This window comes from Burkholderia sp. BCC1638 (assembly GCF_902833195.1).
GTDB classification, from domain to species: domain Bacteria; phylum Pseudomonadota; class Gammaproteobacteria; order Burkholderiales; family Burkholderiaceae; genus Burkholderia; species Burkholderia diffusa.
In genome coordinates this window covers 37,501-59,463 of the sequence record NZ_CADFEC010000038.1, presented here as the reverse complement: position 1 = coordinate 59,463, position 21,963 = coordinate 37,501, and the positions used below count along the sequence as shown (strand labels likewise).

Sequence of the window (21,963 nt, the reverse complement as noted above, 5' to 3'; positions counted from 1 at the left end):
TTCTCCACGAACTGATGTTCGGTGAAGCCGCCGACCACGCGCACCCACTGCGGCGCGGGCGTGATCGCGACCTGACGCTTGAGCATCTCCATCGCGACGGCGAGCGAAGGCACGCCGTCCCAGCGGAGCTCCATGTTGTAGTTCAGGCCGCCGCGAATCACGTGGCAGTGGTTGTCGATCAGGCCCGGCAGCACGCCGCGGCCGTCGAGGTCGACCACCTTCGTCGCGCGGCCCGCGAGCGGCATCACGTCCGCGTCGCTGCCGACCGCGACGAAGCGGCCATCCTTGATCGCGACGGAAGTCGCGACGGGGTTCGTGCGGTCGAGGGTCGTGAATCTTCCGTTATGGAGGATCAGATCCGGTTGGGTCCCGGTTGCGGTCATGTGCATCACCTCGCTTCGATCAGAAGCCAAAGAGCTGTTTGAGGGTGGGAATGGCCTGCACGCCGATCACCATGCCGAGCAACCCGACCAGTGCGATCAGCGGCGGCGCGGGAGAGCGGACCTTGATTGCGCTGTAGATGACACCGATCAGCACGCCCGCACCAAGGGAAACCAGATAAGGTTCCATACGATCAATCTCCCGGACAAGTTGAAATGCAGGCCCTATGTCCTGGCAAACGCCGGGCGGACGGCATCGTGAATCATCACGGTTCGCCGTCCGCGTCGACGCATCGCCGATGCGGCGCGTCCGGATCGGGCACGCCGCTTCGGCAGCGACAGTCGAGGACTGTCCGCGCTTACTTCGCCGGGACGGCCGGGATCGACTCGTGCGGCGTCGCGGTGCGCTGCGCAGCCTTGTGGACCATCGTGTACGCGTAGTCGACGCCCATGCCGTACGCGCCCGAATGTTCCTTCGCGATCGCCATCACGGCGTCGTACGTCTCGCGGTGCGCCCAGTCGCGCTGCCATTCGAGCAGCACTTGCTGCCAGGTGACCGGCACGACGCCCGCCTGCACCATCCGCTGCATCGCGAAGTCGTGCGCGGCCTGCGTCGTGCCGCCCGATGCGTCGGCGACCATGTAGATCTCGTAGTCGCCTTCGAGCATCGCGCAGAGCGCGAACGTCGTGTTGCAGACTTCCGTCCACAGGCCCGACACGACCACCTTCTTGCGGCCGTTCGCGGCCAGCGCGTCGCGCACCTTCTGGTCGTCCCACGAGTTCATCGACGTGCGTTCGAGCGTCTTCTGGTTCGGGAACACGTCGAGCAGTTCGGGATAGGTGTGACCCGAGAAGCTGGTGCTTTCGACGGTCGTGATCGTGGTCGGGATGTTGAATACCTTCGCGGCCTTCGCGAGACCGACGACGTTGTTCTTCAGCGTCTGGCGATCGATCGACTGAACGCCGAACGCCATCTGCGGCTGCTGGTCGATGAAGATCAGCTGGCTGTTGTGCGGAGTGAGTACTTCAAGCTTCGGGTTGCTCATGGCGGTGATGTCCTTTGACGCGGAGAAAAGTGAGGCTCGCCTCGCCGACGAATCCGCGAGGCGTCCGATGCGCTGTGTCGGGAGGTTCGACAGCCAGCCCGCATCATTCAATACGCAAATTCGCGATCACGCCAATTAATCGTTCTGATCATCGCGACCCTCGAAATTCAGGCTTAAGAGATCTGAATTTGGTTGAATCGACACGTGACGAACGCACAGACCTGATAGGCTGAACCGAGACTTTCGGATCGACGCCAGATCGGTAGTTATCCAGATTTTTCACCCGGTCGTCACTCCATTCCAATTCCATGAAACCGTACACTGCTTCGCTTTTCGCCGGCATGCTCGCCGGCATCGTCTACGCGCTGATCGGCGTGCAATCGCCGGCGCCGCCGACCGTCGCCCTGATTGGCCTGCTCGGCATTCTGGTCGGCGAACAGATTCTTCCCGTCGCGCGGCGGATGGTCGGCGGAATCCGCCTCGGAACCGCGTGGAGCGACGCGAAGTGCAGCCAGCACATGTTCGGCGCGCTGCCCGGCGCGCACGCGTCCGACGCTGCCACGAAGCGCCGCGAATCGACGCCGACCTGACCGGCATGCGTTGACCGGATGCGGCAACGCGCGTCGGCGCGCACGCTTGCGCGTTTTCCGGCACGTCGGGCGATGCCTCGCCCCGATCCGTATTGGATTCGGTGCCGCTTGACGCTAACATGACAGCCCGATGCCCTTCCCCCGTGGAATTCGCCATGAAGCTGTCCTTCGAAGCGCTCGAAGCACTGGACGCGATCGACCGCACCGGTACGTTCGCCGAAGCCGCGGAACTGCTGCACCGCGTACCGTCCGCGCTGACTTACCTCGTACAAAAGCTCGAGAGCGACCTCGACGTCGCCTTGTTCGACCGCAGCGGACGCCGGGCGCGGCTCACGCACGCGGGCCGCGTCGTCGTCGAGGAAGGCCGTCGGCTTCTGCATGCCGCCGAACAGCTCGAACGCAAGGCGCAGCGCGCGCAGCAAGGCTGGGAAACCGAGGTCCGCATCTGCGTCGACGAGATCCTGCCCTTCGAGGCGATGTGGCCGTACGTGCATGCGTTCTACGGTCTCGAGATGGACACGCGGCTGCGACTCTCCACCGAAGTGCTCGGCGGCACCTGGGATGCGCTGATTTCGCGCCGCGCCGATCTGGTCGTCGGCGCGTCGGGCGAACCGCCGGAGCTGCCCGACATCGTGACGCGGCCGATCGGCACGCTCAGGCACGTGTTCGCGGTCGCCCCCGACCATCCGCTCGCGGCGCTGCCGGAGCCTCTGTCGATGGCGTCGGTCGTCGAGCATCGCGGCGCGGTGATCTCCGATACCTCCCGCGAACTGCAGCCGCGTTCGGTCGCCGTCGATGCCGGGCAACCGTATCTCGCGGTGCCGACGCTCGCCGCGAAACTGGCCGCGCAATGCGAGGGACTCGCGGTGGGCACGCTCCCGGACTGCATCGCGGCACGCGCGATCGCGCAAGGCAGACTCGTCGCGCGCCAGGTGACCGGCATGCGCGACACGACCCATTGCTATATCGCGTGGCGCGGCGACGAAGCCGGACGCGCACTGCACTGGTGGGTCGAGCAACTCGATCGCCCCGACCTCGTCGACCGGTTCACCGCGCTTGCCTGATTCCGCGGCCGCACGCCATGACGCCGCGTCAGCCGAACGCATCGTGCAGGCGCTTCATCTCCTTCTCGAGCCACTCGATCAGATTGAACGACGCGTGAGCCTTCGCGGCCGGCGGGATCAGCATCCTTTCCTCGGTCGCGATGTGCTCGGTCAGCGATTCGCACATCAGCCTTCCCAGTTCGGGCTTCCTGGCGATCAGCGGGGACAGGTCGCGGCTGCTCAATTGATACGCCGTCACGGCGGTCACCGCGTAGACGCTCGCATGAAGCCGCGTGCCGGCGAGCACGACGGACTGGCCGATCGCGTCGCCGGGCGCCATGCGCCTGACTTCGATGTCGCCGGCCGCGCCCGGCACGAACACCGACGCGACGCCGCTGCCGACGATGGTCAGCAGCCGCGCATCGGCATTCGACGCGTAGATCACCTCCCCCTTGTGGAACACGCGTGACGCCAGCGCGTCGGCCAGCACCGCCAGATCCGCGTCGTCGAGCTGCCGGAAGAGTTCGACCGCACGCAACAGGCGCTGCCCCCGCGAAACCGGACGATGCTCCGCGACGGTCCCGGCAAGCGGGCGCAACGCGACGTCCGCGGCGGCCAGGTGCCGATGGGTCAGATCGTAGAGGCGGTTGCGGACCTCGATCTTCTTCTGCAACGTGTCGACGTAACAGATGAGCTCGTATTCGATCGAGTTGGTCCGGAACGCCTTGACGACCGAGACCGGCGCGGGGCGCGTCAGCACGTCGAGCGAACTCGCGGCGGCGCGATCGAGCGCATCGACGACCACGGCGGGCCGCACGCCGGGATCGATCTCGATCGTCAGCGTCACGCCGTGCACGCTCGCGGGCTCGCTCAGGTTGACGATCGTGGCCTTGGCCGCCGCGCTGTTCGGCACGACGACCAGATTGCCGAGGCTGTTGATCATCTTGGTCGCGCGCCAGTTGCTTTCGACGATGCGACCTTCGAGCTCGCCGATCGACACGGTGTCGCCGAGGCGAAACGGCTGCGTGGTATTCAGGACCAGGCCCGAGAACACGTCGTTCAGCGTGTTCTGGAGCGCGAGACCGAGGATGACCGCCACGGCGCCCGACGTCGCGACCACCCCGCTCAGCGGCAACCCGAGGACGTAGCCCAACGCCGCGACGGCCGCGGCACCGAACACGGCGCCCGCCGCGATGTCATGAAACAGCCGCTGGTTGCGCCACGCACGCGGCAGCAGCAGATGATCGAGCATCAGACTGAACACCAGCGCGCACTGCAGCCACCACGCGACGGCGATTGCCTGGATCGCAAGGCGGTCGAGGCGGTCGGGCGACGACGGCACCGCGAGCGGGCTCACGCCGGTCGAGAACAGCGCATAAGTCAACGCGGCGAACGACGCGCAGCGCCAGATCGCCTTCGTCGTCGAACGGCCGGCCCCAAGCAGCCGCCAGGCAATCAGGTCGGCAAGAACGATCGGCGCGCCGTAGGCGACCGTGTCGGACAGGTTCGGCATGCTGGAATGGGCTGAGGGCGCGCTTCGCGACGGGCGGGGACCCTGCGCCGGCAGTCAGTGGCGTCGCGACAGCGATGAGCGGACAGTCCCCGCGCATGCAATGTAGACGCGCCGGCCGGCCAGGTCCTGTATTCGGCCTGAAATGTTCTGAATGTGCCGTCGGCACACGGGCGCTACGCGTCGCGCGGCGACACCTCGGCCTCGCCCGCCTCGAACCCGAGCGCATGCACGGCCGACCAAGCGTCGTGCGCGACCTGCGTCGGCCGCGACGTATGAGCGAGCGCCGCCGCATACGCGGCCAGCAGCCGCACGCGCGCGTCGGCGTGCTCCGGTGTGTCGTCGAGATCGCGCATCGCGTCGAGCGCCGTGCGCGCCCGTTCGCGACATTCGTCCACGAGCGACAGGTCGAACAGGCACGGAACCGCGACCGCCGCCAGCGCGATGCCGACCTGCACGTCTCCGTTCGGCGAAAACGCCCAGTCAAGCGCCGCACGCAGATTGCCGAGCTCGCGCCGGATCACGTCGAGCCGCGATTCGGCGAGCTGCCCGCCATCGTCGATGGGCGCGAGCCTGAACAGCGTGTGGAAGTAGTTCGCATGCGCAAGCGCCGCGGCCGCGCATTCGCCGTTGTTCTCGAGTTGCTGGAGCGCATAGGCGCGCGTCGTCGTCAGCAGCCGGTAGCGCGGCGCGCCGTGCGTGCTCTCCAGGCTCAGCAGCGATTTCGACACCAGGCCGGCGATCGTGTCGAGCAGGTCCGCGCCGGCCAGCCCCTTCGTGCCGACGATCTCCCGCACCGCGTCGATCGAGAAGCCGTCCCGGAACACGCCGAGCCAGCGCAACAGCAGACGTTCCGCGTCGCCGAGCAGGCGGTAGCTCCAGTCATACATCGCCTGCAACGTCTGATGACGCGGCAACGCCGTGCGAAAACCGCCGGTCAGCAACCGGAAATGGTCGTCGAGATGCGCGGCGAGCACGTCGATGCCGAGCACGGCCGCGCGGGCCGCGGCCAGTTCGATCGCGAGCGGCAGGCCGTCGAGACGCCGGCAGACCGACGCCATCAGCGTCAGGCTGCGTTCGTCGAGCGGAAAGCGCGGGTCGGCGGCGCGGGCGCGCGCCGAGAACAGCTGCACGGCGCTCGCGCCCACGATCGCACGTTCGTCCGCGCCCTCGTCGGGCACCTCGAGCGGCAGAACCGGACACAGTCGCTCGCCCTGGATGCGCAGCGCCTCGCGGCTCGTCGCGAGCACGCGAAGGCCGGCATCCGCCTCGGTCAGCGCGGTCGCGATCCGCGCCGCGGCGTCGAGCAGATGTTCGCAATTGTCGAGCACCAGCAACATCCGCCGATGTGCGACGCTGGCGAGCACCGCCTCGAGCGTCAGCGATCCCGCCGGCTGCGCGAGCTCGAATGCGTCGGCCAGCGCGTCGGGCACGAACTGCGGGCACGCCACCGTGGCGAGCGACACGAACGCGGCGCCGTCCGGAAAGCTCGCCTCGGCGCGCATGGCCGCTTCCAGCGCAACCCGCGTCTTGCCGATGCCGCCGGCGCCGACCAGCGTCACGACGCGTGCGGTGTCGAGCGCGGCCAGGACCTCGGCGACCGTCTGTTCCCGGCCGATGAGTTCCGTCGGGGCCTGCGCCAGCCGCGACGTCGCGGGACGCACGGGCGCCGCGCGCTCGGCTTGCCCGCCCACCAGCCGGTAGCCGCGCCCCGGCACCGTGACGATCAGGTTCCGGTCGCCGCCCAGCGCCTTGCGCAACGCGGCGACATGCACCTGCAGGTTGTTTTCCTCCACGACCGTGTGCGGCCACACGCGCTGCATGATCTCGTCCTTCGATACCAATGCGCCGTTCGCCCGAATCAGGAGTTCGAGAATTTCGAATGCGCGACTGCCGATTCTCAGCAGTTTGCCGTTCGAGCGAATTTCACGTCTGTCGAGAAAGACGTGAAGCGTTCCAATCCGGATCATGTGAATTCTTAATCGTTTCCATTCGTCGATGCCCTGTCGGAAATGACACCGCTACCGTGCCAATGCTACGGCATTCGCTTCGAACAATGATTCAAATTATCAGAACCCAATGAACAAATTTTTTGAATCGATGAAATTCGCGAACACCGCCGACGGGACGGCATTTGTTCTCGCACACGCGCAGGATCTCGCATCACGGCGTCCGGCAGCACCGCCGATACGCGAAATAGTGATTTACCGATGAATTCTTTTCCGGCAGCAAAACCCGGTTATTCCGGCTTCGCTTTGGCAACCCGTCGTTTGCCGTGGCGAATCGAATGAATTGCGTTAATGTTCCGGAAAAGATGACTCGCGGCATTTTGGCGGAACCGATTTCCATCCCGCCGGTCGGGCGATTTTTCCTTTCAGAATGATTCAGGCCGCGCTCAAGACATTCGGCGGCGCGGCGCGAGACGATGGGCACCGGACAACCACCGTCACGCCGCGAGGAGGCGACCATGGGCCACCGTATCGCCGGCATCCTGATTCCCGACAGCGCGATCGCGCGCGAAGCGGCCGCGATCGTGCGGGCCAGCGAGCCTGAACTCCTGTTCCGGCATGCGATGCGCGTGTTCGCGTTTGCATCTGTCATCGGCACGCGTCGCGGCATCGCCTTCGATGCCGAGCTCCTGTACGTCGCCGCGCTATTCCACGACATCGGACTGACCGAAGGCCACCGCGACTCGCACCGGCGCTACGAAATCGACGGCGCGAACGTCGCGCGCGCATTCCTCGGCGGATACGGCGTTGCCGCCGAAGACGCGGCCGAGGTATGGCGCGCGATCGCGCTGCACACGTCCTTCGGCCTTCATCCTCACATGACGCCGCTGACCGCATTGCTCGGCGCCGGCATCGAGACGGATCTCTTCGCGCGCCATCTCGACGAGGTGAGCTGCGCTGAACGCAACGAGATCACGAACGCGTGGCCGCGAGGCCCGTGCTTCAAGGAGTTGTTCCTCGAAGCGCTCGCCGCGGGCACCGCGCATCGCCCCGAAACCGCGTTCGGCAACGTATGCGCCGACGCGCTCGAGCGTTGCGACCCGGACTATCGTCGGACAAATTTCTGCGGCCTGGTGCTCGGGTCGAAATGGGCGGACTGAGCGCGGCCGGCCGTGCCCGTCACGGTCATGAACGGGGCAGTCTGACGATGAACCGGTCCAGCTCGGACGCGAGGATCGCCTCCCGATAGTTCGCGGGGCGCTTGGCGCCGCGCCATTGCGGTTTGTAGATCGCGTCGCCGGTGCGAATCGTCGTGCCGGTCAGCGCGCAGCGCCCGGCGCTGCGCGACTTGGCGCTGATCCAGCGCTGCTCGTCGTAGCGACAGCGCGTCGGATCGCTCCACGATATCAACACCGATGAATCGGTCTGCCGCTCGACCGCGACGATCGCGCATCGGCGGCGCGCATCGCCGCTCGACGCGGGCGGCGCCTCGTCACGATGGCGGCGGCGCGCGGCGTCCGCGTCGCGAAGCTGCGACAACGCATTGCGACTCACTGCGGGCGACGGGTCGAGCAGTGTCATCACGTGTTCCCAGCGATTGAAGGCGTTCATGGCAACGTATCCAGGCAAATGGCGACGGGCCGGACGCATCACACCCGGGCACATCGCGGTCGTCATCCGCCGCCGCGAACTGGCACGATCCGCGACACGATGACCTGACCTTGACGATAGCGGGCCGCCGCTAAAGAGTCTTGATGCCAGGCTTAATTTTTCTGACCGGTCGGTTCATGCGTCGCGCGACACGCGCCGCGGCCGCGTTCATGACAATTCAGCGCGATTTCAGTACAGGACGCGCGGCCGCGCGATAGGCTCCTGTCCGCATTCGTTCGCTACGTTGCGCGCCCGCGGGCGCGAACGCGAACGCATGCCGGCTGCCGGCGCGATCGCCGCAGGCGGGCAGATCCGACCCAACCAACCAGCGCGGCACCGTTCCACCGCACGTTCAAGGAGTTCCCATGCGTCCCGCAGATATCGACGCCGTTCCCTCGGCGCGTCGCCGAGACATGTTGCTGGCCGGCGCGACCGCCGTTGCCGCCGCCACGCTGCCGGCCGCCGCTGCCGCCGCCGCGCCCAAACACGCCGCTTCCGCCCATCAAGGAGCCCATGCGATGAACACGATCACCACGAAAGACGGTACGCAGATTTACTTCAAGGACTGGGGCAGCGGCCGCCCGGTCGTCTTCTCGCACGGCTGGCCGCTGTGCGCCGATGCGTGGGACGCGCAGATGCTGTTCCTCGTGCAGCACGGCTTCCGCGTGATCGCGCACGACCGGCGCGGTCACGGCCGCTCCAGCCAGCCGTCGCAAGGCAACGACATGGACACGTATGCGGACGATCTGGCGGCGCTGATGAATGCGCTGGACCTGCGCGAAGCCACGCTCGTCGGCCACTCCACCGGCGGCGGCGAAGTCGCGCACTACATCGGGCGCCACGGCACGAAGCGCGTGTCGAAGGCCGTGCTGATCGGCGCGGTTCCGCCGCAGATGGTGAAATCGGCGTCCAACCCGGGCGGCCTGCCGATGGACGTATTCGACGGCATCCGCAAGAACGTCGCCGAAAACCGTTCGCAGTTCTACAAGGATCTCGCCGTGCCGTTCTTCGGCTACAACCGCCCGAACGCCAAGGCGTCGCAAGGTACGATCGACGCATTCTGGGCGCAGGGCATGATGGGCGGCGTGCACGGCCAGTATCTGTGCATCAAGGAATTCTCCGAGGTCGACTACACCGAGGACCTGAAGAAGATCGACGTCCCGACGCTGATCCTGCACGGCGACGACGACCAGATCGTGCCGATCGACGATTCGGCGCGGTTGTCCGCGAAGATCGTGAAGCACGCGCAGCTGAAGGTAATTCCCGGCGGATCGCACGGGATGTGCGTCGTCAATGCCGATCTGATCAATGCCGAACTGCTCGCGTTCCTGAAGGCGTAAGCGTCGCGGCACGGCGCGTCCGGCCGTTGCGCCGGCGCGCTTCAGCACGATTCAGGATTTTTCAGGCCGGCACCATCTCGTTGCGGCGAGCGCGATCGCGAAGATCGTCGCTGCGCGATGGCGGGTGCTTACGGCGCGCGCGCCGGCCTGAGCAGCATGCCGATCATCACCCCCGCAACCGCAACCGCCATCGCGACCCGGAAATTGTCGGCCAGCGCGAGCGTGGTCGCCTGGACCCGGACCGCCCGGTCGAGCAGCGCATAGGCCGCCTGGTCGCCTGCCGCGAAGGTGGCGCCGTGCGACACGAGTGACGCCGCGCCGGCCCGCAGGCGGTCGAGCGTTTGCGGATCCGACAGCGTGACATGCAGACCGACGAGATTCGAATGGGTAGCTTCCATGATGCGCTGGATCACCGCGATCGACGTCGTGCCGAGCTGCCCGCTCAGCAGGCGCGTCGTCTGCACGACGGCGCCGAACGTCAGCGCGTGCTCGGCCGTCACGTGCTTGCCGAAGAAGTAGATGACCGACGTGAGCGCCATCGTCTGCCCGAGCGCCTGGAGCAACTGCGACGGGATGAAATCGGGTTCGGCCCAGGCGGACGTGAGACGCGCGCCGAGCGCGAACGCAACCGCCACCATCAGGAAGCCGGCCACGATCAGCCGGCGCGGATCGACACGCTGCAGCAGCCACGCGACGCACGGCGCGAACAGCAGTTGCGGAATCGCGATCCAGCGCAGCGTATCGCCGATCTGCAGCGGACGCAGCCCGTAGGTGCTCGCGAGAAATACCGACGGGATGAAGCTCGTATTGAGCACGGTAAAGCGCACGAGGCCGACGAGCACGATCAGCCATGCGATGTTGGGCCGCGCGAGGTAGCCGAGATCGATCCCGGCCCGCCGGGACGTGAGCTCGTGAATCAGGAACGCGGCAACCATCAGGATGCCGATGCACAGCAGCGCGACGATCAACGGCGACTGGAACCAGAACAGCCGTTCGCCCTGATCGAGCGCGATGCACAGGCACGTGAATCCGCCGGCGCCGAGCAGCATGCCGCGTGCGTCCATACCGGACGCGAAACGCTTGATCGGCTCGTTCGACAGCGACAGCAGCAGGCACACGATGAACGGAAGCGTCAGCAGCGCGTTCTGCCAGAACAGCCAGCGCCAGCTCAAATGTTCGCTGTACCAACCTTCGAGCGTCGCAGACAGGTTCAGCGACATCTCGAGGTTCATCGCATACGCGGCGATGCCGAACGGAATGAGCCGCGGCGGCAGCGTGCGGACGACGAAGCCGACGGTCAGCGGCACGAACACGCCGGACGCGAAGCCGGCGAGGCTCTGGAACACGATGAACGTGCCGAAGTTCGTGCACAGCGGCAGCACGCTTTCGACGACGAGAAACACCGACGCGCCCGCCAGCAGCACGCGGCGCGTGCCGAACACGAAGGCCGCCGCGATCGCGAGCGGGCCGACGAACATCTGCGATGCGGTGAACGCCGTGTTGATCCACGCGCCTTCGTCGAACCCGACGCCGAGCGCGCCGCGCACGTCGGCGAGCCCGAGCGACGTGATGCGCGACGTCAGCGTCGCGATGATCGCGCCGAGCAGCACGGACGCGATCGCGGCGATCGAACGAAACGTCGGTATGTCGGTGGCTGGCGCGGCGGCCGGCCCCGGTGTCGCGCCGCCGGGGGCGAACGTGGTGTTCATCGTCGAGTGGTTTCCACACATGAGGCTCGCGCAAGCATAGCGCGATGCGAAAAAAATCGTCTGTTCGATGGAGTATCCCGACCATGACCCCGAACCCGCCGGACGCACCGTCCCCGCCCGCCGCGCGCTCACGCAAGTGGCCGATCGTCCTGATCGCCGGTTGTGCACTGCTGCTCGTCGCGCTGCTCGTCTACGAATTCGATGCGCATGAGCGCGGCACCGACGACGCCTACGTGACAGGGCACCTGCACGTGATCTCGCCGCGCGTGGCGGGCACCGTCGAGCGCGTGCTGGTGGACGACAACCGCTTCGTGCACGCGGGCGAGCCGCTCGTCCGCCTCGACCCGCGCGACTTCGACGTGCGCGTCGCGCTGCAGCGGGCGCGCGTCGCGCAGGCACATGCCGACGCGAGCCGCGCGAAGGCGCTGGTCGAGCAAGCCGAGGCGACGCGCGTGTCGGCGCATGCGGACGCCGAGAAGGCCGAACTCGATTACGCACGCGCACGCGAGCTGACGCGCGAAACGCCGCGCGGGTTGTCGCAGCAGGAATTCGATGCGGCCAACGCGGCGCGCACTTCCGCCCGCGCGCGCGTCGCCGCGGCCGACGCGCAGCAGCGCGGCGCGCAGGCCGCGTGGCAGGCCGCCGCCGCCGTGTCGAACCAGAACGACGCCGAGCTGCGCGACGCGGAGCTTCAGTTGCAATACACGACGGTCGTCGCACCGTCGGACGGCTACGTCGGCAAGAAAACCGTCGAGACCGGCGAACACGTCGCGCCCGGCCAGGCGCTGCTGACGCTCGTCGAGCCGCACCCGTGGGTGGTCGCGAACTTTCGCGAGACCCAGCTGCGGCACGTGCGCACCGGCGACGTCGTGCAGTTGCGCTTCGACGCGCTGCCGGACCGGACCTTCAGCGGACACGTCGACAGCCTGTCGCCCGCGACCGGCGGACAGTTTGCCCTGTTGCCGCCCGACAATGCGACCGGCAACTTCACGAAGGTCACGCAGCGGGTGCCCGTCAAGATCCTGCTCGACGGCCAGGCGTCGAGCGAGCCGCGCATCCGGCCCGGCCTGTCGGTCGTCGTCACGCTGCAGCGCGAGCGCACTCGGCCATGATCCGCATCGCCGCCCTGTTCGCCGCCGGCTTGCTCAGCGCGTGCACGATCGCGCCGCGGCCGCTCGCGCCCGTGCCGGTCGGGTCCGACCGGTTTCGCCACGCGGATGCGGCGCACGAGCCCGCACCGCCGCTCGCCGAGTGGCCCGCGTGGTTCGACGCACCGCCGCTCGTCGCGCTCGTCGATGCCGCGCTCGCCGGCAATCCCGACATCCGCGCCGCCGCGGCGCGCGTCGATCAGGCGCAGGCGCTGCTCGGCGTGCGCGAAGCCGCGTTGGCGCCCACCGTCGGCGTCGCGCCGTCGTTCAGCCGCGCGCGCGTGTCGGGCACGGTTGACAACGCATTGCCGAAACGCACGATGCACAACTGGTCGGTGCCGTTCAACGCGAGCTACGAAGTCGATCTGTGGGGGCGCCTGCGCGGCGACGCCGAGATCGGCCGGCAGAACGTGCTGCAGGCGGATGCCGATCGCGCGGCGGTGCGCCTGCGCGTCGCGACCGAGGTCGCGGCCGACTACCTGACGCTCCATTTCGTCGAACAGGATCTCGCGACGCTCGCGCGCGCGATCGAGCTGCGGCGCACCGCGCTCGACGTGATCGCCGCGCGCGTGCGGGCCGGCGCGGCGAGCGATCTCGACGCGCTGCGCGCGTCGGCCGATCTCGATACGGCACGCGCCGATCTCGCGGACAGCAGGCGACTGCGCGAAAACCTCGTCGACGCGCTCGCCGTGCTGACCGGCGTGTCGCCGACCGCATTCGCCGTCGCGCCGACCGCATCTGCCGTTCGCGTACCGGACGTGCCGCCCGGCCTGCCGTCGACCCTGCTCGCGCAACGGCCGGACGTCTACGCGGCCGCGCGCCGTGTCGACGCGGCATCGCTCGATATCGGCGTCGCCCGCACCGCGTGGCTGCCGACCTTGACGCTGACCGCGCAGGGCGGTTTTGCCAGCCGCGATCTCGGCACGTTTCTCGATCGCAACAGTTCGCTGTGGGGACTCGGTGCGAGTGTCGCCGAAACGCTGTTCGACGGCGGCAAGCGCGACGCCGCGGTGGCCGCCGCGACGGCGGGCGCCGACGTCGCCGACGCGAACTATCGCGCGACCGCGCTCGGCGCGCTGCGCGAGGTTCAGGATGCGCTCAACGACATCGCCGCGCAGAAGGAGCGGATCGTGCGCTACGACGGCGCGGCGCGCGCCACCGAGGCGGCGGCGCGTTTGTCGCTGAGCCGTTACGCGCACGGCTACGTCAGCTATCTGGAAGTCATCGACGCGGACCGCGATGCATTGAGCGCGCAGCGCCAGCTGATTCACAGCCGCCAGGCGCTGGCCATCGCGACGGTCGGTCTCGTGCGCGCGCTGGGCGGCGGGTGGACGCCGCCGGCGTCGGCGCCGGCGGGCGACGCGCATCGCGCCGGGCTGTTCTGAAGATGCCTGAACGTGCGTTGCGCCGTCGCTGGCGCGCGCCGATGCCGTCGCGTCGAACGGGCCGGCGCGCCCGCTCAGTCGCCCGCGCCGGCCGGACGCACACCGAGCGCCTCGGCCTGGCGCACGAGATCCGGCAGCGTGCGGACCTGCATCTTCTTCATCACCTGCGCACGATGCACCTTCACTGTGATTTCCTGCAGCCCGAGATTCGACGCGATCTGCTTGTTCATCAGGCCCGCGATCACGTGGCTCATGACCTCGCGTTCGCGCGGCGTCAACGATGCATAAGCCTGCCGCACCGCATCCAGCGCTCGCTCGCGAACGAGGCGTTCGCCGTCGCGGGCCAGCGCGCGGCCGACCGCATCGAGCATCGTCTCGTCGTCGAACGGCTTCGTCAGGAAATCGAGCGCGCCGCCCTTCATGGCCTTCACGGTGGTCGGTACGTCGCCGTAACCCGTCATGAACAGGATCGGCACGTTCAGGCCCGCGCGCACCGCTTCCTCCTGAACGGCGAGCCCGCTCTCGTCGGCAAGACGCACGTCGAGGATCAGGCAGCTCGGCACGTCGGGCCGCTCGAAGGCGAGGAACGCGCGCGACGTCGCGAACGTCTCGACGCGAAATCCCGCCGAGCGCAACAGCGCGCTCAGTGCGCGCCGCAGCGTTTCGTCGTCGTCGACCACATAGACGATCGGCGCAGGATCGCCCGCGCTCTGGTTGCGGTTCGAAGTCATATCCGGCGTGCTCGCCATCGCATTCCCTGAGTAGTCATCCGCTTCATTATCGAATGATAAACCGAGAAAAATTCGGGCGGCTACGCCTGAACGCGCGACGTGACGGCCGGTGGGCCGATCAAGCGGGCGGTGCGCCGGATGCGACCTGATCGATCAGGTTGAGCATGTCGTCAGATGGAAACGGCTTGCGCAGGAACGCGACCGCGCCTTGCGCGAGCGCCCGGCGGACCGACTCGTCGTCGCCGTGCGCCGACATCAGGATGACCGGAAGCGCCGCGTTGCGTTGTGCCAGCAGGCGCTGGACGTCGAGACCGCCCATCCCTTTCATCTTCAGGTCGAGCAGCACGCACGCCGCGTCGTCCAGCGGGCCGGCCGCGAGGAATTCCTCGCCAGACGGGAACGGCAATGCGGTATGGCCCGCCGATTTCAGCAGGCTGACAAGACTCTTTCGGACCGACGCATCGTCATCGATGATGCAAACAAGGGCCATGAAATAAGAACCGGAAAATTGTGTCAGTCGAGAACATCGCCGTGCGGCCCGGGGTTCACGCCCACGACCCGGCAAGCAGCATGGGTTGCGCCGACGCGTCGGCCGGCGCGGGGTGCGGCGTGTTCGCGATCGCGTCGGCCGCGAACGACGCGCACCGCGCATGGAGGCGCCCGGCCTCGCCCGACTCCGCCAGTTTCTCGAGCGCGTATGCGCGCACGACCTCGAGCAGCGAGTAACGCTTCGACAGCCCGACCGAATGGACGACCAGAAGCGATTTCGATGCAAGGCCGACGAGCGCGTCCAGCACCTCCTCCGAACCCAGTTCGTCACAGGCGGCGAGCGCGCAGGCCGCGTCGAGCCGGAACGCATCCGGAAACACCGCGAGACGGCACAGCACCGTGCGCTCCATGTCGTCGAGCAACCGGTAGCTCCACTCGATGGTGGCCCTGAGGGTCTGCTGCCGCGGGTGGGCCGTGCGCAGGCCGCCGGACAGCGACAGCACGGACTTGTCGAGATCCGCCGCCAGCCCCTGGATGCCGAGCGATGCGACACGGGCCGCCCCGAGCTCGAGCGCGAGCGGCAGGCCGCTCAGGCGGCGGCAGATGGTCGCGATCGCGTCGAGGGTCTTCGCATCGCACGGAAGGTCCGTCCCCATCGCACGCGCGCGCGCCAGGAACATCCGGACCGCGCCGCTCGCGACGATATCGCCGGCGTTCGCGCCGGCCGGCGGCACCGACAGCGGACCGACGCGATAGACCCGCTCGCCCGCGACGCGCAACGGCTCCCGGCTCGTCACGACGAGTATCGCGCCAGGATTCGCGTCCGCGATCGCTTCGCTCAGATCCGCCAGATCGTCGACGTACGGCTCGGCGTTGTCGAACACCAGCACGACGCGCTGCTCGCCGATCGCCCGCACGACATCGGCGGGCCCCGCGGTCGCGCCGCCCGGCAGGTCGAGCGCGCCCAGCACCGCGGATGCCGGCGTCGCGCCGGCCTGCAGGCCGGCCAGATCGACCCGGGCCATCTCGATCCCGCGCGCCGCCGACCAGGCCGTCGCGACCTCCAGCGCCAGATGCGTCTTGCCGACGCCGCCGGGGCCGACCAGCGTGACGAGCGCCTCGCGCTCGAGCAGCTCGTGCAGCTCGGCCGCTTCCGTCTCACGACCAATCATCGGACATTTGCGCGGCGCGGCGCTCGTGCGGGCCGCGCCCGCCGATTCGAAGGCGATCGGCAGGCGATCGTCATGCGTCCGGTCCGCCGGTGGCGCGAGCCGGTAGCCGCGACCCGATTCGGTCCGGATCCACCCGTGCTTGCCGCCGAACAGCTTGCGCAGCGTCGAGATGTGAACCTGGATGTTGTTCTCGACCACGACCGTGTGCGGCCACACGGCCTGCATGATCTCGTCCTTCGACACCAGCCGGCCGGCCGCCTTCACCAGCAGCTCGAGGATCTCGAATGCCCGGGCGCCGATATACCGGGGCTGCCCGTCGACGCAGACCTCGCGGCATTCAAGGGAAACCGTCACCTGCCCGAACGTGTACATGATCCGCACTCGCTTATGCTGCGTGGCACCTTGCGCCGCCTCGCGAGACGACGCACTCCTGGGTTGCCCGTCCGGCCGTGCCAAGGCAGGCCGGAAGGCTCGACCGTATCGTAGGTCGCAACCGGCGCCGCGAACATTATCCATAGGTTTAGTCCGGCATGGGCCGGTCCCCGGGGCGCAGGGGGTCCTGCAAAATCCGCCGGGCTGTCGGACAATGCACGGGTCGCCGCCCGGACGTGCGCGACCGAGCCCGGCCGATCCCGCATCGCGAGCCGTTTCCGACCTGCTCCACCCAGCCTGCCCCAACCGTGAATCAGCCCTTGCGTGACCCGGACGACTTGAATCGAATGGATGCCGACTGGCTCGCGCGCGCCCGCCTGTCGAACGTGGTGCGCTCGGGCGACGTCCTGACGTTCGACCTGACCGACGCTGCAACGGGGGATGTGTGGTCGGCGTGCCAGACCGGCTGGGTATCCGATCAGCGCTGCCGGCAGTTCGAGCAGGAATACGCGTTGGCCGGGCTCCTGGAACCGGCCCGGGCGCTCACGCCGACGGCGCTGATCCGCGCGGCCGACGGCCCGGTGCTCGTCTATCCGCGCCTGGACGTGCGTGCGTTCGACACGCTGACGGACGGGCGACTACCGCTCGACGTCTTCCTCGAAAGCGCGATCGGCGCCGCACGCGCGCTCGGCGAACTGCATCGGCACGGCTGGCTGCACGGCGATCTCCAGCCGGCCAGTTTCGTCATCGCACCGGACGGCACGGTCATGCTCCGCGCGTTCGCCCATGCCCGGGAGCGCGGCACGAAAAAAGCGGCGGCGGGCACGATGCGCACGGATTTCGCCGCATACGCGGCGCCGGAAGTCTCGGAAGGCGCATCCGTCGACGAGCGTGCCGACCTGTACGCGTTCGGCATCACGCTGTTCCGCCTGCTGACCGGCGCGATGCCGTACAAGGCCGCGTCGACGTCCGATTGGGTCCACGCGCACGTCGCGATACAACCGTCGCCGCCCGCGGCGTTTCGCGGCGACGTGCCCGCCATCCTGAACGATCTGATCCTGAAGCTGATCGCCAAGGAGCCCGCCGATCGCTACCCGTCCTGTGAAACGGTGCAGCACGATCTCGAGCGGATCCTGCACGACTGGCGGGCAGCGGGCCGCGTCGAGCCCTTCGCGCTCGGCGGCCGCGATCCGTTCGCCGGTCTGCACGCGCCCGACCTGCCGGTCGGCCGCGACGCTGAAATTCACGTGCTCGAGGGGAGCCTGGACGCCGTCATGCGCACCGGCGAGACGGCCGTCGTCCTGATCGACGGGCCGGCCGGTGTCGGCAAGACCGCGCTCGCCGAACACTTCATCCGCCATGCGCGCGCGGCGTCCGACACCGCCTGGTGCACGTCGGCCAAGGTCGATCAGTTCCAGCCCGCGCGGCCGTATGCGCCCGTGCTGCAGGCATTGCGCGCGCTGTTCGGCAGCGCGCTGGCCAGGCGCGACGACGAAATCGCGGTGATCGCCGCGCGGCTGCGCGACCGCGTGGGCCGTCAGGCCAGCGTCCTTTCCGCGATCTTCCCGGAAACCGCGTGGCTCCTCGATGTCGAGCCCGTCGCGTTCGACCACACCGATGCGATTCCGGCATTTCATCTCTGCCAGATCGTCGTGAATGCATTCCGCGCGTTCGCGGCGCCGGCCGAACCGCTCGTCATGACGCTGGACGACATCCAGTGGGCCGATGACGCGACGCTCGCGTTTCTCGCATCGATCGTGCTCGATCCGCCGGCGCATTTCTGCATCGTCGCCGGTTACCGGAGCGGGCCGTCGCACGACTACCCGCCGGCGTTCCGTCGCTTCCTCCAGCAGATCGATCGCGGCCGCCTGTCGTCGTTGACGCTCGCGCCGCTCGGCGCGCCCGACGTCACGCGCATGCTGTCCGGCATGCTCGGGGAAGCGCCGGACCGATTGTCCGGGCTCGGCGACATCGTGCATCGCAGGACGGGCGGCAATCCCTTCCACATCCAGCAGCTGCTGCGCACGCTAATCGACGAGCAGCTGCTCGGCTACGATCCGGTGCGGCAAACGTGGCAATGGAACGCGGGCGACATCGACGCGCACCACCAGACCGAGAATGTCGTGAGCCTGCTCGCGATCCGGATGCAGCGCTTGCCGCATGAGTCGAGAACGCTGCTGGCGCTGATGGCCTGTATCGGCATCGACACCGACGAAGCGCTGTTGCGCGCCGCCGCCGGCAAGACGCTGGCCGAACTCCGCTTCTGGCTGGACCCGGCGCGCCAGATGGGCCTCGTGTCGCTCTCCGGCGACCGCTGGCGCTTCACGCACGATCGCATCCTCGAGGCCGTCTACGCGCTCACGGGGAGCCCGGAGCGCGCGCTGCGCCACGCCCGGATCGCCGCCGCGATGCTGGCACGCGCGAACGCGCCGTCGCCCGAATCCTTGCTCGCGCTCGCTGCCCAGATCGAACTGGCGAAAGACGTGCCGCTCGACGACGCGCTCGCGCTTGCGTTCGCGGGCGCGCTGACCGACGCCGCGGCGGCCGCCGCCACGGCCGCCGCGCGCGATCGCGCGTTGTCGTTCCTGGCGCTGGCGCAATCGTTGCTCGGCCCGCATGCGTGGTCGCGACACTACGGTCTCGCAAGCCGGATCGGCATACTGCGCGGCGGCCTGCTGCTCGCGATCGGCGAAACCGCGCAGGCGGCCGACGCGATCGACATGCTCATGGCGCGGACGCGCACGCCCGCCGACCGGGCCGAGGCGCATCGGCTGAAGGCCGCGCAGCTCACGGTCGAGTCGCACTACCGGCAAGCCATCGACGTCGCGCTGGCCGGGCTGGCGCTGCTCGGCGTCGAGCTGCCCGCCGAGCCGGCCGAGGCCGATCTCGCGGCGGCCTGCGAGGCCGTGCACACGGCGCTCGACGGCCGCGCCATCGCCGATCTGGTCGACCTGCCCATGATGACCGACACGCGCGTCGAAGCCGCGATGGCGCTGCTGACCGCGCTCGAAGCCGCGATGTTCTATCCGAGCGGCGGGCTGATGCTGCTGCATTTCGCGACGATGGTGCGGCTGACGCTGCGCCACGGTGTCACCGCCGCGTCGGTGCAGGGGCTCGCGTGGTACGGCGTCAGCATCGCCGAGCATCACGACGCGTATAAAGACGGCTTCGAATTCGCCAAGGTCGCGCTCGCGCTGGTCGATCGCCACGGCTTCGAGCGCTATCGCTCCGCCACGCTGATCGCGCTCGACCAGGTGAGCGTCTGGACGCAGCCGCTGTCCTACGCACTCGAACGCGCACGCGATGCGAAAGCGGCGGGCAATGCGAGCGCCGAGCTGCGCTGGATGTGCTACAGCTGCAACCACATCGTCAGCGATCTGCTGTCGATGGGTGAAGCGCTGCCCACGATCCGCGACGAAATCGACCCGCTGCTGGAAATCGCGCGCGGCACGCACTACGACGACATCGTCGACCTCGTCTCCACCCAATCGGAATTCATCGACGCGCTGCAGTTCGGCCAGGACCGGCGGATCGGCACGTGGCGGACCCGCGCGTCGACCCGGACCCCGATGTCGGTCCTCGCGTTCTGGACCGACGTGCTCGTCGGCCAGGCGGCGTTCATCTTCGGCGATGCGGCGACGGCACGCGCATCGCTCGAGGCGGCCGCATCGAGTGCGTGGTCGACGCCCGCGCACATCATGCTTGCCGATTTCCACCTGTTCAGCGTGCTGGCCGGCATCGCCGCCGACGACGGCGCAACGCGGCCCGATCGCCTGCTCGAGCGCTTCGCGCCGCAGCGTGCCAGATTCGCGGCGTGGAGCGAGCGAAATCCGGGTACGTTTCTCAACAAGCTCGCGCTGATCGACGCCGAATTCGCGCGCGTACGCGGCGAGCATGTCGTCGCGATGCAGCAGTACGAAACGTCCGCCGGCCTCGCGGCGGAACGCGGTTTCGTGCACGAACAGGCGCTCGCGCACGAACGGGCCGCGGAGCATGCCGCGTCGCTCGGGCTCGCCGGCCACGCCCGCCATCAGTTGCGGCTCGCCCATGCGTGCTACCGGCGCTGGGGCGCGACCGGCAAGACCCTTGCGATGGAAGCGCAGCATCCGTTCCTCGTGATGGATGCGTCGCCGGGCGGCCCGGCCGCGCCCGCGTGCGAGGATCTCGATTTCGCGCTCGCGATGCGTGTGGCCCACTCGCTGTCCGAGGAAATCGTGCTGGAGCGCCTGATCCAGACGCTGATGCGCAACATGCTCGTGTACGCCGGCGCGCGTCATGGCCTGCTGCTGCTCGCCCGGCGCGACCGGCTGACCATCGAGGCGGTGGCGCGCATCGCGGGCAGCGACGTGATCGTCGACATCGCCCGCGGCGAACCGACCGAACAGGACGTGCCGCTGTCGATCCTGAACACCGTTGCGCGGACGCGCAAGCCGATCGTGCTCGCGAATGCGCAGCGCGATGGCGTTCCCGACCACGTCGACAGCCTGCGCGCGCACCCGACGCGCTCGTTGTTCTGCCTGCCGCTATTGAAACAGGGCACGCTGATCGGCGTGCTGTATCTCGAGAATGCACTGAGCAACGGCGTGTTCTCGCCGCGGCGCATCGCGATGCTGGAAGTGCTCGCACCGCAGGCTGCCAACGCGCTCGAATCCGCGCGGCTCTATGCGGAACTGATCGACGAGAACGCCCGCCGGGTCGAGACCGAGGCCGAGCTGCGGCACGCGCGCACCGAGCTCGCGCGCACCGCGCACATGACGGTGATGGGCGAACTGGCCGCATCGATCGCGCACGAGATCAATCAGCCGCTGACGAGCATCGTGTCGAGCGTCGGCGCATGCCTGCGCTGGTTACGCGGCCCGCAACCCGATCTCGGCGAGGCGCTCGCGAGTCTCGAGGACATCCGTGCGTCCGGCGTGCGTGCGGCCGACATCGTCCGCGCGTTGCGATCGCTCGCGCGCCAGGCACCGCCCGCGCTCGCGCCCGTCGCGATCGACGACCTGATTCGCGACATGCTGCGTCTCACCGAGACGGAAATCGACGCGAAGCATGTGGTGCTGCGCGTCGACCTGCACTGCGACGGCGTGCACGCGATGGCCGACCGCACCCAGATTCAGCAGGTGATCCTGAACCTCGTCACCAATGCACTCGACGCGATGGACGGACTCATCGCGCCGCGCGAACTCGAAATCACATCGCAGGTCGGCGACGGCCACGCGGTCGTCCGCATTGCCGATCGCGGCGCCGGCATCGACGCGGACATCGCGAACCAGATCTTCGACCCGTTCTTCACGACGAAATCGCACGGCATGGGGATGGGCCTCGCGATCTGCCGCTCGATCATCGAAGCGCATGGCGGCACGCTCGAGGCCGCGCCACGCGACGGGCACGGTACCGTCATGACGTTCCGGCTGCCGGTGTCGACGCCGCGCTGATATCGGCGGCAAACGCA

General features: G+C 68.3%; 18 protein-coding genes. 7 read left to right on the top strand and 11 right to left on the bottom strand.

The features are described 5' to 3' along the window. The 3 genes from HWX22_RS28660 to HWX22_RS28650 all read right to left on the bottom strand — a co-directional run. The coding region (locus tag HWX22_RS28660; protein WP_175911381.1) for an amidohydrolase family protein at nt 1–383 on the bottom strand (383 nt) is incomplete at its 3' end. Nucleotides 384–402: 19 nt separating this feature from the next. Next, nucleotides 403–570: a DUF1427 family protein gene (locus HWX22_RS28655; RefSeq protein ID WP_059534375.1), complete on the bottom strand. Its 168-nt coding sequence runs from the start codon at nt 568–570 to the stop codon at nt 403–405. Between the two features lie 169 nt (nt 571–739). Continuing rightward, nucleotides 740–1,426, bottom strand: coding sequence for a hydrolase (locus HWX22_RS28650; RefSeq protein ID WP_175911383.1), 687 nt, complete (start codon nt 1,424–1,426; stop codon nt 740–742). 308 nt (nt 1,427–1,734) lie between these two features. On the opposite strand from HWX22_RS28650, the gene HWX22_RS28645 reads away from it, so the two are divergent. Then, nucleotides 1,735–2,016, top strand: coding sequence for a XapX domain-containing protein (locus HWX22_RS28645; protein ID WP_175911385.1), 282 nt, complete (start codon nt 1,735–1,737; stop codon nt 2,014–2,016). A gap of 155 nt (nt 2,017–2,171) precedes the next feature. After that, nucleotides 2,172–3,080, top strand: a complete 909-nt coding sequence (locus HWX22_RS28640; RefSeq protein WP_175911388.1) for a LysR family transcriptional regulator — start codon at nt 2,172–2,174, stop codon at nt 3,078–3,080. A 28-nt stretch (nt 3,081–3,108) separates the two neighbouring features. Here HWX22_RS28640 and HWX22_RS28635 read toward each other — a convergent pair whose 3' ends face one another. The 3 genes from HWX22_RS28635 to HWX22_RS28625 all read right to left on the bottom strand — a co-directional run bounded on the left by HWX22_RS28635 (nt 3,109) and on the right by HWX22_RS28625 (nt 7,038). Then, nucleotides 3,109–4,572: a mechanosensitive ion channel family protein gene (locus HWX22_RS28635; protein WP_175911390.1), complete on the bottom strand. Its 1,464-nt coding sequence runs from the start codon at nt 4,570–4,572 to the stop codon at nt 3,109–3,111. A 173-nt stretch (nt 4,573–4,745) separates the two neighbouring features. Further along, entirely contained in the window at nt 4,746–6,539 is a 1,794-nt protein-coding gene (locus HWX22_RS28630; protein WP_175911392.1) for a winged helix-turn-helix domain-containing protein, read from the bottom strand. A 193-nt stretch (nt 6,540–6,732) separates the two neighbouring features. Then, nucleotides 6,733–7,038: a hypothetical protein gene (locus HWX22_RS28625; protein WP_175911394.1), complete on the bottom strand. Its 306-nt coding sequence runs from the start codon at nt 7,036–7,038 to the stop codon at nt 6,733–6,735. On the opposite strand from HWX22_RS28625, the gene HWX22_RS28620 reads away from it, so the two are divergent. After that, nucleotides 7,037–7,678: an HD domain-containing protein gene (locus tag HWX22_RS28620; RefSeq protein ID WP_175911396.1), complete on the top strand. Its 642-nt coding sequence runs from the start codon at nt 7,037–7,039 to the stop codon at nt 7,676–7,678. The genes HWX22_RS28625 and HWX22_RS28620 overlap by 2 nt on opposite strands. A gap of 25 nt (nt 7,679–7,703) precedes the next feature. On the opposite strand, the gene HWX22_RS28615 is transcribed toward HWX22_RS28620, so the two are convergent. After that, a complete protein-coding gene (locus HWX22_RS28615) occupies nt 7,704–8,129 on the bottom strand; it encodes a DUF3331 domain-containing protein (protein WP_059698900.1) in 426 nt (141 codons plus the stop codon). A gap of 557 nt (nt 8,130–8,686) precedes the next feature. On the opposite strand from HWX22_RS28615, the gene HWX22_RS28610 reads away from it, so the two are divergent. Next, nucleotides 8,687–9,508: an alpha/beta hydrolase gene (locus HWX22_RS28610; protein WP_175911400.1), complete on the top strand. Its 822-nt coding sequence runs from the start codon at nt 8,687–8,689 to the stop codon at nt 9,506–9,508. Nucleotides 9,509–9,636: 128 nt separating this feature from the next. Here HWX22_RS28610 and HWX22_RS28605 read toward each other — a convergent pair whose 3' ends face one another. Further along, complete coding sequence (locus tag HWX22_RS28605; protein ID WP_175916852.1) at nt 9,637–11,217, bottom strand: MFS transporter; 1,581 nt, start codon at nt 11,215–11,217, stop codon at nt 9,637–9,639. Between the two features lie 83 nt (nt 11,218–11,300). On the opposite strand from HWX22_RS28605, the gene HWX22_RS28600 reads away from it, so the two are divergent. Together HWX22_RS28600 and HWX22_RS28595 are read left to right on the top strand one after the other, a co-directional pair. Next, the gene (locus HWX22_RS28600) at nt 11,301–12,329 is read left to right on the top strand and encodes an HlyD family secretion protein (protein ID WP_175911404.1); all 1,029 of its coding nucleotides are present in this window, start codon (nt 11,301–11,303) and stop codon (nt 12,327–12,329) included. Further along, nucleotides 12,326–13,750: an efflux transporter outer membrane subunit gene (locus tag HWX22_RS28595; protein WP_175916851.1), complete on the top strand. Its 1,425-nt coding sequence runs from the start codon at nt 12,326–12,328 to the stop codon at nt 13,748–13,750. The genes HWX22_RS28600 and HWX22_RS28595 overlap by 4 nt, the downstream gene beginning before the upstream one ends. Nucleotides 13,751–13,824: 74 nt before the next feature. Here the strand turns inward: HWX22_RS28595 and HWX22_RS28590 are convergent, their stop codons facing one another. The 3 genes from HWX22_RS28590 to HWX22_RS28580 all read right to left on the bottom strand — a co-directional run bounded on the left by HWX22_RS28590 (nt 13,825) and on the right by HWX22_RS28580 (nt 16,514). Then, entirely contained in the window at nt 13,825–14,481 is a 657-nt protein-coding gene (locus HWX22_RS28590; protein ID WP_244135309.1) for a response regulator, read from the bottom strand. A gap of 118 nt (nt 14,482–14,599) precedes the next feature. After that, complete coding sequence (locus tag HWX22_RS28585) at nt 14,600–14,971, bottom strand: response regulator (RefSeq protein WP_175911410.1); 372 nt, start codon at nt 14,969–14,971, stop codon at nt 14,600–14,602. Nucleotides 14,972–15,026: 55 nt separating this feature from the next. Further along, nucleotides 15,027–16,514 carry a winged helix-turn-helix domain-containing protein gene (locus HWX22_RS28580; RefSeq protein ID WP_175911412.1) on the bottom strand — a complete coding sequence of 496 codons (1,488 nt, stop codon included), beginning with the start codon at nt 16,512–16,514 and terminating at the stop codon, nt 15,027–15,029. Between the two features lie 347 nt (nt 16,515–16,861). On the opposite strand from HWX22_RS28580, the gene HWX22_RS28575 reads away from it, so the two are divergent. Further along, nucleotides 16,862–21,946, top strand: coding sequence for an ATP-binding sensor histidine kinase (locus HWX22_RS28575; RefSeq protein WP_175911413.1), 5,085 nt, complete (start codon nt 16,862–16,864; stop codon nt 21,944–21,946). Nucleotides 21,947–21,963 lie beyond the last annotated feature (17 nt).

Coding starts and splice junctions, on each gene's coding strand:
- HWX22_RS28595 (WP_175916851.1), top strand. CDS start 12,326: ATGATCCGCATCGCCGCCCTGTTCGCCGCCGGCTTGCTCAGCGCGTGC.
- HWX22_RS28575 (WP_175911413.1), top strand. CDS start 16,862: ATGGATGCCGACTGGCTCGCGCGCGCCCGCCTGTCGAACGTGGTGCGC.
- HWX22_RS28590 (WP_244135309.1), bottom strand. CDS start 14,481: ATGACTTCGAACCGCAACCAGAGCGCGGGCGATCCTGCGCCGATCGTC.
- HWX22_RS28625 (WP_175911394.1), bottom strand. CDS start 7,038: ATGGTCGCCTCCTCGCGGCGTGACGGTGGTTGTCCGGTGCCCATCGTC.
- HWX22_RS28630 (WP_175911392.1), bottom strand. CDS start 6,539: ATGATCCGGATTGGAACGCTTCACGTCTTTCTCGACAGACGTGAAATT.
- HWX22_RS28580 (WP_175911412.1), bottom strand. CDS start 16,514: ATGTACACGTTCGGGCAGGTGACGGTTTCCCTTGAATGCCGCGAGGTC.
- HWX22_RS28600 (WP_175911404.1), top strand. CDS start 11,301: ATGACCCCGAACCCGCCGGACGCACCGTCCCCGCCCGCCGCGCGCTCA.
- HWX22_RS28655 (WP_059534375.1), bottom strand. CDS start 570: ATGGAACCTTATCTGGTTTCCCTTGGTGCGGGCGTGCTGATCGGTGTC.
- HWX22_RS28585 (WP_175911410.1), bottom strand. CDS start 14,971: ATGGCCCTTGTTTGCATCATCGATGACGATGCGTCGGTCCGAAAGAGT.
- HWX22_RS28610 (WP_175911400.1), top strand. CDS start 8,687: ATGAACACGATCACCACGAAAGACGGTACGCAGATTTACTTCAAGGAC.
- HWX22_RS28605 (WP_175916852.1), bottom strand. CDS start 11,217: ATGAACACCACGTTCGCCCCCGGCGGCGCGACACCGGGGCCGGCCGCC.
- HWX22_RS28635 (WP_175911390.1), bottom strand. CDS start 4,572: ATGCCGAACCTGTCCGACACGGTCGCCTACGGCGCGCCGATCGTTCTT.
- HWX22_RS28640 (WP_175911388.1), top strand. CDS start 2,172: ATGAAGCTGTCCTTCGAAGCGCTCGAAGCACTGGACGCGATCGACCGC.
- HWX22_RS28620 (WP_175911396.1), top strand. CDS start 7,037: ATGGGCCACCGTATCGCCGGCATCCTGATTCCCGACAGCGCGATCGCG.
- HWX22_RS28615 (WP_059698900.1), bottom strand. CDS start 8,129: ATGAACGCCTTCAATCGCTGGGAACACGTGATGACACTGCTCGACCCG.
- HWX22_RS28645 (WP_175911385.1), top strand. CDS start 1,735: ATGAAACCGTACACTGCTTCGCTTTTCGCCGGCATGCTCGCCGGCATC.
- HWX22_RS28650 (WP_175911383.1), bottom strand. CDS start 1,426: ATGAGCAACCCGAAGCTTGAAGTACTCACTCCGCACAACAGCCAGCTG.